The organism is Methylicorpusculum sp. (assembly GCF_030651835.1).
Lineage (GTDB): Bacteria > Pseudomonadota > Gammaproteobacteria > Methylococcales > Methylomonadaceae > Methylicorpusculum.
This window is the reverse complement of record NZ_JAUSBX010000083.1, coordinates 40,217-52,504: the sequence shown is the minus strand read 5'-3', so window position 1 is coordinate 52,504 and position 12,288 is coordinate 40,217. Positions and strand designations below refer to the sequence as shown.

The following is a 12,288-nucleotide window of genomic DNA, read 5'->3' as shown; positions in this document are numbered from 1 at the left end:
AGGTGCTTGATTTAAAAGGACGCATCAATATGTCCCGTAGCTATCGTAACATCCCTGTTTCAGAAGCCTTAATCAACCACCTACACCCAATAAATGAAGGGGTGAGCAAATACAATTTAACACACTAACTAAACGGGAGTTTATACAGAATGGCAGTCGAGCGTACTTTTTCAATCATTAAGCCTGATGCAGTTGCAAAAAATGTAATCGGAGAAATAGTCAGCCGCTTTGAAAAAAACGGTCTGAGAATCGTCGGTTCAAAGATGTTGCATTTAACGCGTGAGCAGGCCGAAGGCTTTTATGCCGTTCACAAAGAGCGTCCATTTTTTAACGATCTGGTTTCATTTATGATTTCAGGTCCGGTTGTGGTCCAAGTATTGGAAGGCGAAAACGCGGTTCTTAAAAACCGTGATCTGATGGGGGCAACCAACCCTAAAGATGCAGCGCCTGGCACTATTCGCGCTGATTTTGCGGATAGTATCGATGAAAATGCGGTACACGGTTCGGATGCGCCTGAAACTGCCAAAGAAGAAATTGCTTTCTTTTTCTCTGCTGATGAACTCTGTAATCGCACCCGATAAGCCTAAAAGCATCAATCTGCTCGATTTTGACAGAAAGAGCCTGGAGGCTTTTTTTGTCGAAATCGGAGAAAAAGCCTTCCGGGCTACCCAGTTGATGAAATGGATTTATCAGGAAGGTGTTGATGATTTTGATGAAATGACCAATTTCAGTAAGTCATTACGCACTTACTTGAAAGAAAATTGCACCCTGTCACCTCCTGAGTGCGTCGTCGAGCAAGTTGCAACTGACGGTACCTGTAAATGGGCGCTGCAGACGGCTTGCGGCAACCGCATTGAAACGGTGTTTATTCCCGAGGAAAGTCGCGGCACTCTGTGTGTGTCATCGCAAATTGGCTGCGCATTGGCCTGCACGTTTTGCTCAACCGCTCAGCAGGGATTTAACCGGAATCTGAGTACCTCGGAAATTGTCGGGCAATTGTATTTTGCGCAAAAACGTTTGGGCCTGGAGAACAGAATTACCAATGTGGTGATGATGGGTATGGGCGAACCCTTGCTCAACTTCGACAATGTCGTCCGGGCCATGCGCTTGATGATGGATGATTTTGCCTATGGCTTGTCCAAGCGGCGTGTGACGATCAGCACTTCGGGAATCGTGCCGGCGATGTATCGTCTGACCCAGGAATGTGATGTCAGTGTCGCGGTATCTCTTCACGCGGTGAACGATCAATTGAGGGATGAGCTGGTACCGATCAATAAAAAATACCCGCTCAAAGAACTGCTGGAAGCATGCCGCGATAATGTCAAGCTGGCGCCGCGGCGGCGGATCACGTTCGAATATGTGATGCTGGCAGGGATTAACGATTCGGTTGAAGATGCACGGGCGATGATCAAATTACTCAAGACCGTGCCTTCCAAGATTAATCTGATCCCTTTTAACCCGTTTCCGAATTCACGTTATGAATGTTCCAGTGCTGAAGTGATAGACCGGTTTCGTGCCGTGTTGCATAACGCAGGCATGGTGACCACCATAAGAAGAACGCGTGGTGAAGATATTGATGCGGCTTGCGGCCAGTTGGTTGGCCGGGTAGCGGATAAAACGCGAAGACATTTAAAGCTGGCCATGAAAGGTTCAGAACGTGCGGCATAGGTTGAACGGGCACGCTTTATATGCGGCTGGCTGGCTTTTGATGCTCACGTTAAGTGCCTGCAGTACGTCCGGGCCTGAACGTAGCAAGGAAGAAGCATCAGCCATTCATCTGCAATTGGGTTTGCGTTATCTGAATCTGGGTCGCTTGAGCGAAGCAAAATTAAACCTGAAAAAAGCCTTGAAGCTCGATTCTCATAACGCCGAGGCTCATAATGCGCTGGCTGTATTGTCAGAGCGTCTCAAACAATACGATGAAGCGGAAGAGCATTACGAAGACGCGCTGGACATTGATTCCGGTGATTTGAGCGCACTTAACAACTACGGTCGTTTTCTTTGCGAGCGGGGAAAGTATGACAAGGGTATGTCTTATCTTAAAGACGCGCTCGCCAATCCACTCAACGACAGGCTGTGGCTGGCATTAACCAATGCCGGGCGCTGCGAGAGTGAGAAAGGTAATTTATTTGAGGCAGAAGCCTATTTCAGGCAAGCGATGCAGTATCAGTCCAATTACGCACCGGTTTTACTTGAAATGCAAAAGCTGAGTTACAACAAAGGTGATTACTGGGCGGCTAAAGGTTTCATGGAACGCTATCTAGCGACCAGCCAGCATTCATCGGAATCATTATGGTATGCCTACCAAACCGAAAGAGCATTAGGTAATGTGGCTGCGGCAAATGATTTAAAAAAACTATTATTCGATAAATTTCCCTTGTCAGATGAAGCCAAAAAACTCATCACTGACCAAACAGCACACTAATTAAGACATGGTAAATAAAATTCAAGCCATCCGCGGGATGCATGACATTCTGCCGGATCAATCGCCCCTATGGCATTATGCGGAAAACCTCATCAGAGAGGTGATGGCGGCTTATGGTTATGATGAAATCAGATTGCCGATAGTTGAAAAGACCGATTTATTTAAGCGATCCATCGGCGAAGTGACCGATATCGTCGAAAAGGAAATGTATACCTTTGATGATCGCAATGGCGATTCATTGACTTTACGCCCTGAAGGCACCGCCGGCTGTTTGCGTGCGGCACTGGAACACGGTTTATTGCATAATCAGATTCACCGCTTATGGTATTACGGCCCGATGTTCAGGCATGAGCGTCCTCAAAAAGGCCGCTACCGGCAGTTTTACCAGCTTGGCATTGAAGCCTATGGTATGGCGGGTCCGGATATTGATGCAGAATTGATCCTGCTGACCTATCGCTTATGGCAAAAATTAGGTATTACCGCTAAAGTTCAGCTCGAAATTAATTCGTTAGGCACTATTGATGAGCGCACCGTATATCGGGCTGCGCTGGTGGACTATTTCAGTCAGCATCTGGATAAGCTGGATGAGGACAGTCATCGCAGACTTAATACCAATCCGCTTAGAATTCTGGATACCAAAAATCCTGACATGCGCAGTTTAGTAGCAAAAGCGCCTGAATTGATGGATTACTTGGGCGAGGACAGCAAGGCACATTTCAAGGGTTTCACCGGTCTGTTAGATAGCCTGGATATTCCCTATGTACTGAATACACGATTGGTACGCGGACTGGATTATTACAGCAAAACTGTTTTTGAATGGGTCACGGATGAACTTGGCGCCCAGGGAACCATTTGCGCCGGTGGCCGTTACGATAGCCTGATTGAGCAGTTAGGCGGTAAAGCCAATTATGCTGTGGGTTTTGCGATGGGAATGGAACGCCTGCTAGCACTGCTTGAAACATTGCCTCAGCCTCCTGTTTTGCCGTCATTGGATGCTTACATGATTCGGGTCGGAGATAAGGCTGAAGCGGTGGGTATGCAATTTGCCGAACAGATCAGAAATGAGATGCCCCACCTCAGGTTGCAGGTCAATTGCGGTGGCGGCAGTTTTAAAAGCCAATTTAAAAAAGCGGATAAATCCGGAGCCGCATTTGCGTTGATTTTTGGCGATGTAGAAGCCGAAAGCGGCGTGGTGGCTATCAAGTCTCTGAGAGAGGATGGCGAACAGCAAAGTCTGTCTTTAGCCGAGGCAGTCAAATTTTTCAAAACTAAGCTGGAAAAGGCTTAGATTAGAGCGTCCTTAAAGTGCACACTGGATCTCTAGACAGTTATAGACCTTTCAATAAAAAAATCACCTTACCCATTAAGTATCTTTAAAACCTAACCCATAAAGACTCATCATGGAAATCTACGAAACAGAAGAAGAACGCCTCGCAGCTGCAAAGCGCTGGTGGACAGAAAACGGCCAATCAACCATAACAGGTATTGTGATTGGCATTGCCTTGATACTCGGCTGGAATTTCTGGCAAAATTACAAGCAGGATCAGGCTTTGCAGGCTTCAGTCCAATATGAATCACTGCTGGTGGCCATCAAGGAAGAAAAAACCGAATCGGCTGAAAAAATTGCTCAATTAATCAGAGATCAGTTCAAAGGAACGCCCTACGCAACTTTCTCAGGCTTAACGCTTGCCAAAATCAAAGTCGAACAAGGTCAACTGGATGAGGCAAAGTCTGTATTGCAAGCTGTAGTCAGTTCAGCCGATGAGCAACTAGCACATGTAGCCAGACTGAATCTGGTTCGCGTCATGCTGGCTAAAGGCGAATATGAACAAGGCTTGCAAGTGATTGCCGATGTGACGCCCAAATCAATGAGCAGCTTTTCCGGAAGTTATGACGAGTTGAAAGGCGATTTGTATGTGGCTTTGGATCGATTGGATGAAGCGAGGTCAGCTTATCAATCGTCGCTAAGAAGTGGACATAAATCGCCGCTATTGGGATTTAAACTGGATGATTTAACTGAAGCCGCCATCGTAACCAGCCAGCCTTAATGAAGCATTTTCTAATTGTTCTGATCGCTCTGACTCTAAACGGATGTACTGCGCTGGATTCGTTGAGCGGAATCACCGATTATTTTACAGGCGGTGAGGATAACACGGATCCGCCTCATGAATTGCAGGACTATAACGCCGAAATCGAGATTGAAGTGCTTTGGAAAGAGCGTGTTGGCGTTGGCTCAAAAGATTACTTTCTCAAGCTGGCGCCGGCCATTAAAGATGGCAGGATCTTTGCCGGTGATATGGAAGGCGAAGTGGAAGCGTTTGAATTGCTCAGCGGCGATTCTGTTTGGGATGCCGATCTTGAAATGCCTTTTTCAAGCGGTCCGGGGGTAAGCACTGGAACTGTGGTGTTTGGCACCAGTGATGCCAGGGTGTTGGCTTTGAATGCCTGGAATGGTGAAGAACTATGGAACTTTCCCGTATCCAGTGAAGTGGCGGCGGTGCCCGTTATTGCACAAGGCGTTGTGATAATCAGAACGACGGATGGAAAAGTCATAGCGCTGGATGAGTCTACCGGACGACTTTTGTGGGATTACGAACTGATTATGCCGGCGCTCAGCATTCGAGGCACAGGGAATCCGGTTGTAGTGAATAATAATGTCATTTGCGGTTTTGCGAATGGCAAGCTGGTTTCCTTGCGTCTAAACGATGGCAAGCATGTCTGGGATGCCAGTATTGCGATACCGGGCGGGCGTTCGGAAATTGAGCGATTGGTCGATTTATCCGCCGATCCCCTGGTTATTGACGGCACCATTTACGTGGCAAGCTACAAAGGGGGAACCAGCGCAGTGATTGAGCAACAAGGTGAAGTTATTTGGCGAAATCCCGATATTTCCTCTTACCGGGGAATGGGATCTGACTGGCGTTATCTTTATGTAACCGATGTCAACAGTGATATTTGGCAGCTTGATCAGCGAAACGGGGCTTCGTTGTGGAAGCAAAGCGATCTACATCAGCGCAAATTAACCGCACCTGCTGTCCTGGAAAATTATGTCGTGGTAGGTGATTTTGAAGGCTATGTTCATTGGCTTTCTAAAACCGATGGCAGGCAGCTGGCAAGAATCAGAATCACTGACGAACCGATTGATGCGCAGCCGATTGTGGTTGATGATGTCATTTATGTGTATGCAAAAGACGGCACTCTGGCCGCACTCAAGGCGAAAACTTTATAATCATGTTACCTGTAATTGCCCTGGTCGGGCGCCCCAATGTTGGGAAATCTACATTATTTAATTATCTGACTCGCAGCCGTGAAGCGCTGGTTGCCGATTATCCGGGCCTTACCCGCGATAGACAGTATGGCCGGGTCAAGCGTGGAGAGCGCGATTGCCTGGTGGTCGATACTGGAGGTATTCCGGATGAGGCTGAAGGCATAGAGAGTCTTGCCAAAAAACAGGTTGATGTGGCTTTGAATGAAGCCGATGTGGTGTTCTTTATTGTCGATGCCAGAGAAGGACTTAGCGCCACGGATCGAGTGATAGCCGATTCGCTTCGTAAATTGGATAAACCGATCATTCTGGTTGCCAATAAAGTCGACGGAATTCATGCCGATAACGCCATTTCCGATTTTCATGCCTTGGCTTTGGGCGAGCCTTTCAAAATCGCCGCAGCACATGGACGCGGTGTCAGTGAATTGCTGGAAAAAGTCGATGAATTATTACCGGAGACTGAGCCTTTGGAAGGCGAGGGTGTCAGTGCCGGAGGCATAGGTATCGCGATTGTTGGCCGTCCTAATGTAGGGAAATCGACACTGGTCAACCGAATTCTGGGCGAAGAACGCGTGGTGGTATTTGATGAGCCGGGTACTACGCGGGACAGCATCTATATACCGTTTGAACGCAACGGCCGCGAGTTCACCCTGATAGATACTGCAGGCATGCGGCGCAGGGCCAAAGTCTCGGAGACGGTCGAGAAATTCAGTGTCATCAAGTCATTGCAGGCCATAGAAAAAGCAAATGTGGTTATTTACCTGATCGATGCCAGCGAAGGCGTGACTGATCAGGATGCGCATCTTTTGGGGTTGATTTTAGAGGCGGGTCGAGCACTGATTATCGGTTTGAATAAATGGGACGGATTGACGTCAGAACAAAAGGTAACGGTCAGACGGCAACTGGATATCAAGCTGTCTTTTCTTGACTTTGCCCAGAAACATCCTATTTCGGCTTTGCACGGAAGTGGTGTCGGTAAACTATTTGATGTCGTTCATGAGCTTTACGAAGCGGCAATGATCGATATGTCGACGCCCACGTTGAGCCGGATTTTAATTGATGCAGTAACGACACATCAACCGCCATTAGTGAGCGGTAGACGCATAAAACTTAAATATGCGCATCAAGGCGGAAGAAATCCTCCCATCATCATCATTCACGGAACGCAGACAGATTCATTGCCGGGATCTTACAAGCGCTTTTTAATGAACTATTTCCGTGAACAGCTAAAGTTAAAAGGCACGCCGATTCGTCTGGAATTCAAATCGCCGCCCAATCCTTTCCAGGGCATCAAAAACAAACTTTCGGACCGGCAAATTGAAAAACGAAAACGTTTGATGCGGCACCACAAAAAGGATAAGAAATCCTCCAAGGATGCTCGGTAGATAAACTTTAATCAAGAAATGAGAGGCACGCATGGCCAGCATTAATTTTCAAGGCAAATCTGTCAATACCTGTGGCGAACTTCCTGCAATCGGTTCTCACGCCCCGGATTTTTCATTAACCGACGGCAAGCTGGGTCAGGTTTCTTTGAGTACTTACGCAGGAAAAAAGAAATGTCTTAATATTGTACCCAGTCTGGATACGCCCACTTGTGCAGCATCGGCGCGTAAATTCAATCAAAAAGCGGCCAGTCTTGAAAATGGCGTCGTATTGGTCATATCTGCCGATTTGCCTTTTGCGCAATCCCGTTTCTGCCAGGTTGAAGGGATAAGGGACGTAGTGCCGTTGTCGACTTTTCGCTCGTCATTTGCGCGTGATTATGGCTTAGAACTGGTTGACAGTGTGTTGTCCGGTCTTACTGCCCGGGCCATTATTGTCATTGATGAGAAAGACCGAATCGTTTACAGCGAACTGGTCGATGAACTGACGGATGAGCCTGACTACGAGTCCGCGTTGGCTGCTATGCGTGAAATGGATTGAACGCCGGCATAAGATGTAATCAAGGATAAGCTGACCAGCTCGGTTTTGGGTCTTTTGACCAGAGCTTGACTGGTCAGCAGTGGGCCCTGGTTTTTGCTGATTGATTCTACGTTTGATTCGCTTAATGAACTGGGTCGTTTGATACCGCCCGTTTTTCTTTGGTTGATAACTTCGATAACTGTTTCGTATTCCACTTTCGAGTTATTCGCAAAAGCAAATACCAGCGCCATATCAGCGATATTATTAATGATTCTGGGAATGCCTCCGCTGTGTTGAAAGATTGCAAGTAAGGCTTGCGGGCTAAAAATAGCAGATTGAGCGCCAGCCACTTTCAACCTATGCGCTATATAGTGCGCTGTTTCTTCATGGTTTAAAGGCTTTAGGTGATATTCGATTGCAATCCGCTGAGCGAATTGAGTTAATCCCGGATCGTTCAGTTTTTCCAGCAGTTCAGCTTGACCGCATAAAATGATCTGCAAGGTCGTATCTTGGCCGTCATTAAGATTGGAAAGCAAGCGAAGTTCTTCTAATGAAGAGATAACCATATTTTGGGCTTCATCGATGACCAACACTGCCCGCCGTTTTTTAAGCTTTTGTTTGGCAATAAACCCGCAAAACAGCTGATATCGTTCGGCTTCGTTACCCGTTTCATTTTTCAAATTGAATGCGCTTAATACCCATTCAAGTAAATTACCAAAAGAGGCGTGTGTATTAGTGATAACGCCTACTTCGCACGTTGAATCAATGTCATTAATCAGATTTCGTAGCAAAGTGCTTTTCCCACAGCCAATTTCACCCGTAAGAACGGTAAAACCCGATGGCTGAAGAATGCCGTATTTGAGCGAACTTAAAGCCGCTTTATGCTGCTCGCTCAGATACAAAAAATCCTGATCAGGAGTCAGTGAAAAAGGAGCTTTTGTTAAACCGAAAAACTGTGTGTACATGCTCGCTTAACTCTAGTAGTGGGTTTAAGTAAAATTGGAAAACGGGATTATGTTTGAGCGCCATCATTAAATAGCAGAGCGATTAATCTGAACTGAATCATACTCAACTCTGCCAGGGATTTTTGAGGACGATTTCACAGCAGCGGTGTGAAATAGTTACATCGTTTAAAAATGACGATCAGTTTTGATTGTTTGCTTGTGACTTACAGATAACTTACTCCTACTGAATTGAAAAAACGTCTATTTTCAAAAAGTGCGGGGGCGAGATGTCGGCGGGATGGATGCTGCCATAAAGGCGTTCACGGCGGTCTTCGACAGGCACATTCTGGGCCTTGAACAAGGTCGAATGTTTTTGCTATTGCTTTTTTAAACCGGTTCAATGATTTTGAAAGCATGATTGATAGTTTTAATCCGGGATTATCCTATGCTTTGATACAATATTAAGAACTTATATTCAGACCTATGAAATTATTGCAGTCAGTCAGACTGGTTTTTTTGCTTTTGATAATGATTTCTGCGAATCCTTCATTCGCAGAAGTAAACGATGAATCCATGGCCGGCATTCAATTTACCAAAGCTGAGATAAACTGGTTGAAACGGCATAAAACTATACGGATTGCCTACGATGGCGACCTGCATCCTTATAGTTTTGTCGGCCGAAAAGGGGCTTTAAGAGGTTCTGCAGTAGAAATTATGAAGTTGCTTAGTCAGCGGCTGGGCATTAAGTTTGTAACCTATCCTAGCACCGATTGGAAAACCCTGTTTAAAGCGGCCGTGATGGGTAACGTGGATGTCATCGCTACCATGGTTAAACGGCCGGAGCGCTTGCTGTGGTTTAATTTTACCGAGCCTTATTTAACTCAGTCACTCGTCATTGTTTCAAGAGGGGATGATGACCGGTTTAGTGATCGTGAATCAATCAAAGGTAAAAAAATAGCATTAATTGCTAATTATCAATACAGCTATCAGGTTCGGGAAGATTATCCAAAAATTAAACCTGTTTTTGTTTCATCACTTAAAAATGGATTAAAAGCGGTGCAAACGGGTAAAGCCGATGCTGCAGTGCTATTTTCCGGGGCACGTTACTTCTTGTTAAGTGATGCGAGTTTTAGCAATTTGAAAATTGCTTCTGTTTACGATCATGAAAGCATGAGACAGAGCATTGCAATTCGCAAAGATTGGCCGGAGTTGGTTACTATCTTTCAAAAAGGCCTGGAATCTTTGAGTGAAAACGAAAAGCAAAATTTTATTGATAAATGGGATCCTCCCGAAGAAGAAGATGAAGTAGTCGCAAGTATTACACCTGTTAAAGTGGTGGTTTTAGAGCCAGCTCATCGGGATGACCCAGAAAAGTTAACGTTTGGTGATGCATTCTATACTGGATTAACGGTGTTTGCGTCATTGGCATTAATAGCAGCAGGTGGCGGCTACTTGAGGCTAAAGTCTAGAAGAATGAAGAAGAATCGATACAGCAGCGCCTCTAACTCTGTAAGCCAACCGGAACAAAAAGAACGTTAACTGACGCTGCCAGGCATTTAAGAAAAGCCCATTATCCTCAACCGCCATGAAGAGGCTTTAATCGCTGAAGTCCAAATTTCGCTTCATTGCTAAAGCCTGCCTCATTGGCCTTATATGACTCTTTCCTCCTCATAACTGCAGCAAAAAAAGATCCTGTAGCAGTTTGTTGACAGAAAGCAGCTGAACTGGCAATCAAAACAAACCAGTTATTACACCCTCATCGGTTATGTCGATACGCTCGGCTGCGGGAATTTTTGGTAAACCGGGCATTGTCATCATATCGCCCGCGATGGCAACAACAAATCCCGCTCCGTTTGCCAGGCGCACTTCGCTGATTTCAACGGTATGTCCGGATGGTGCGCCTTTAGTGTTGGGATTGGTTGAAAATGACATCTGCGTTTTAGCGATGCAAACCGGAAAGTGACCGTAGCTGGCTTGTAAAGCTTTGATTTCCGCTTTTACCTTGGGACTGGCTGTAATGCCTGCTGCACCATAAAGCTTTGTAGCGATGGTTTCAATTTTTTCCCAAAGCGGGGTTTCAGCTTCATAAACATAGCTGAAGCCGGGTTCACGGTTGTCGGCAATTTCGAGCACCTCTTTTGCCAGTTCCTCTGCACCCGCCCCGCCTTGTGCCCAATGTTTCGATACAACGCATTTTGAGCCCAGCGCTTCGCATTTCGCTTTAAGTAAGGCAATTTCGGCATCGGTATCGAACGTGAAATGGTTGATACAAACGATGCAAGGTAACCCGTAATGCTGGGTTATATTAAAAATATGACGCTCAATGTTCGCAAAGCCTTTTTGTAAGGCCTCCAGATTTTCGGTATTTAGTTCGTCTTTGGCAACGCCGCCGTGGAATTTAAGCGCGCGCACCGTTGCAACCAGCACGACAGCGGAGGGTTTTAAACCGGACATCCGGCATTTGATGTCAATAAATTTTTCAGCACCCAGGTCAGCGCCGAAACCGGCTTCGGTAATGACGTAATCGGCCAGTTTTAACGCTGTTTTTGTTGCCGTTACGGTGTTACAGCCATGGGCAATATTGGCAAAAGGGCCGCCGTGGATGATGGCGATATTATTTTCCAGCGTTTGAACCAGATTCGGTTTGATCGCATCTTTCAATAATGCCGCCATTGCGCCTTGGGCGTTCAGGTCGCTGGCGTAAACCGGGGTTACTTTGTCGGTTTTATAGGCGATGACGATACGACCCAAGCGTTCTTTCAGGTCTTTACGGCTGGTCGCTAGACACAAGATGGCCATGATTTCGGATGCCACAACAATGTCATAGCCATCCTCGCGTAAATAGCCATTAGCCGGCCCTCCCATTCCCACCGTGATTTTACGTAATGCGCGGTCATTCATGTCGACAACGCGTTTCCATTGGATGCGGCGGGAATCAATATCCAGGGCATTGCCGTGATTGATATGGTTGTCTATCAATGCAGAAAGTAAGTTATGCGCGACACCGATGGCATGAAAGTCGCCAGTAAAATGCAGATTAATATCTTCCATGGGCACGACTTGAGAGTAGCCGCCGCCAGCTGCACCGCCTTTGACTCCGAAACAGGGGCCCAGCGACGGTTCACGTAAACACATGATGGCTTTTTTGCCCAAGCGGTTTATGGCATCACCCAAGCCAACAGTCGTCGTCGTTTTGCCTTCACCGGCCGGTGTCGGGCTGATAGCGGTGACGAGAATCAGCTTGCCGTCTTGTTTATCGGCCAAACTGTTGACATATTCCAGCGATAATTTGGCTTTGTAGTGGCCATAAGGATCTAAATGTTCTGCTGGGATGCCGAACTTTTCTTCGGCGAGACCAATGATCGGTTGCATCTTCGCTTGTTGGGCGATTTCTATATCTGACATAAAGGGTTCCTGATTGAAAAAGAGTGGTTAGGCCCAGCAATTCCCAGTTTGAAATTTTCAGCGTCAATTTGGGCTGGGAAAAGCCTTTTGAGGAACGCCGTAACCCCTCCTTGGGGGCTTGACGACAGCATCTCTGCTGTCGACATCCTCGAAAAGCTTCTCCCAACCCCTTTTTCTTTCAAATTGAGAATTGCTGGGTTAGGCCTGCTCAAAGGCGGCAACATTCATTTGCCATCACAATTACATAAGTAAATTTGGAAAAAGTCATACCGTTATTTAATGTCTTCTATGACTTATGTGGCTTGTAAACTTTTTCAATGGTTTAGGGGCAATCGCAATGCTTTTTC

The 12,288-nt window shown here is 46.4% G+C and carries 11 protein-coding genes; 9 read left to right on the top strand and 2 right to left on the bottom strand.

All coding sequences use genetic code 11. The features are described from left to right. Positions 1 to 149 precede the first annotated feature (149 nt). From ndk to tpx, 8 genes are all read left to right on the top strand, one after another. Entirely contained in the window at positions 150 to 581 is a 432-nt protein-coding gene (gene ndk / locus Q7V32_RS10195) for a nucleoside-diphosphate kinase (RefSeq protein WP_159657986.1), read from the top strand. Then, a complete protein-coding gene (gene rlmN / locus Q7V32_RS10190; RefSeq protein ID WP_304896871.1) occupies positions 556 to 1,668 on the top strand; it encodes a 23S rRNA (adenine(2503)-C(2))-methyltransferase RlmN in 1,113 nt (370 codons plus the stop codon). Before ndk ends, rlmN begins: the two co-directional genes overlap by 26 nt. Positions 1,669 to 1,708: 40 nt before the next feature. Further along, positions 1,709 to 2,425, top strand: a complete 717-nt coding sequence (pilW, locus tag Q7V32_RS10185) for a type IV pilus biogenesis/stability protein PilW (protein WP_304896870.1) — start codon at positions 1,709 to 1,711, stop codon at positions 2,423 to 2,425. A gap of 7 nt (positions 2,426 to 2,432) precedes the next feature. Beyond that, complete coding sequence (hisS, locus tag Q7V32_RS10180) at positions 2,433 to 3,713, top strand: histidine--tRNA ligase (protein ID WP_304896869.1); 1,281 nt, start codon at positions 2,433 to 2,435, stop codon at positions 3,711 to 3,713. Between the two features lie 112 nt (positions 3,714 to 3,825). Then, complete coding sequence (locus Q7V32_RS10175; protein ID WP_304896868.1) at positions 3,826 to 4,473, top strand: tetratricopeptide repeat protein; 648 nt, start codon at positions 3,826 to 3,828, stop codon at positions 4,471 to 4,473. Then, on the top strand, positions 4,473 to 5,654 hold the full coding sequence (gene bamB, locus Q7V32_RS10170; protein ID WP_304896867.1) for an outer membrane protein assembly factor BamB: 1,182 nt from the start codon (positions 4,473 to 4,475) through the stop codon (positions 5,652 to 5,654). Before Q7V32_RS10175 ends, bamB begins: the two co-directional genes overlap by 1 nt. Before the next feature lie 2 nt (positions 5,655 to 5,656). Further along, a complete protein-coding gene (der, locus tag Q7V32_RS10165; protein WP_304896866.1) occupies positions 5,657 to 7,075 on the top strand; it encodes a ribosome biogenesis GTPase Der in 1,419 nt (472 codons plus the stop codon). 31 nt (positions 7,076 to 7,106) lie between these two features. Then, complete coding sequence (gene tpx / locus Q7V32_RS10160) at positions 7,107 to 7,613, top strand: thiol peroxidase (RefSeq protein ID WP_304896865.1); 507 nt, start codon at positions 7,107 to 7,109, stop codon at positions 7,611 to 7,613. Here tpx and Q7V32_RS10155 read toward each other — a convergent pair. Next, a complete protein-coding gene (locus Q7V32_RS10155) occupies positions 7,574 to 8,557 on the bottom strand; it encodes an ExeA family protein (RefSeq protein WP_304896864.1) in 984 nt (327 codons plus the stop codon). The genes tpx and Q7V32_RS10155 overlap by 40 nt on opposite strands. Positions 8,558 to 9,019: 462 nt before the next feature. Between Q7V32_RS10155 and Q7V32_RS10150 the strand changes: the two genes are divergently transcribed. Beyond that, on the top strand, positions 9,020 to 10,075 hold the full coding sequence (locus Q7V32_RS10150) for a transporter substrate-binding domain-containing protein (RefSeq protein ID WP_304896863.1): 1,056 nt from the start codon (positions 9,020 to 9,022) through the stop codon (positions 10,073 to 10,075). 192 nt (positions 10,076 to 10,267) lie between these two features. Here the strand turns inward: Q7V32_RS10150 and Q7V32_RS10145 are convergent, their stop codons facing one another. Next, positions 10,268 to 11,941, bottom strand: a complete 1,674-nt coding sequence (locus Q7V32_RS10145) for a formate--tetrahydrofolate ligase (RefSeq protein ID WP_304896862.1) — start codon at positions 11,939 to 11,941, stop codon at positions 10,268 to 10,270. Positions 11,942 to 12,288 lie beyond the last annotated feature (347 nt).

Coding starts and splice junctions, on each gene's coding strand:
- rlmN (WP_304896871.1), top strand. CDS start 556: ATGAACTCTGTAATCGCACCCGATAAGCCTAAAAGCATCAATCTGCTC.
- bamB (WP_304896867.1), top strand. CDS start 4,473: ATGAAGCATTTTCTAATTGTTCTGATCGCTCTGACTCTAAACGGATGT.
- der (WP_304896866.1), top strand. CDS start 5,657: ATGTTACCTGTAATTGCCCTGGTCGGGCGCCCCAATGTTGGGAAATCT.
- hisS (WP_304896869.1), top strand. CDS start 2,433: ATGGTAAATAAAATTCAAGCCATCCGCGGGATGCATGACATTCTGCCG.
- Q7V32_RS10155 (WP_304896864.1), bottom strand. CDS start 8,557: ATGTACACACAGTTTTTCGGTTTAACAAAAGCTCCTTTTTCACTGACT.
- ndk (WP_159657986.1), top strand. CDS start 150: ATGGCAGTCGAGCGTACTTTTTCAATCATTAAGCCTGATGCAGTTGCA.
- Q7V32_RS10145 (WP_304896862.1), bottom strand. CDS start 11,941: ATGTCAGATATAGAAATCGCCCAACAAGCGAAGATGCAACCGATCATT.
- Q7V32_RS10150 (WP_304896863.1), top strand. CDS start 9,020: ATGAAATTATTGCAGTCAGTCAGACTGGTTTTTTTGCTTTTGATAATG.
- pilW (WP_304896870.1), top strand. CDS start 1,709: ATGCTCACGTTAAGTGCCTGCAGTACGTCCGGGCCTGAACGTAGCAAG.
- tpx (WP_304896865.1), top strand. CDS start 7,107: ATGGCCAGCATTAATTTTCAAGGCAAATCTGTCAATACCTGTGGCGAA.
- Q7V32_RS10175 (WP_304896868.1), top strand. CDS start 3,826: ATGGAAATCTACGAAACAGAAGAAGAACGCCTCGCAGCTGCAAAGCGC.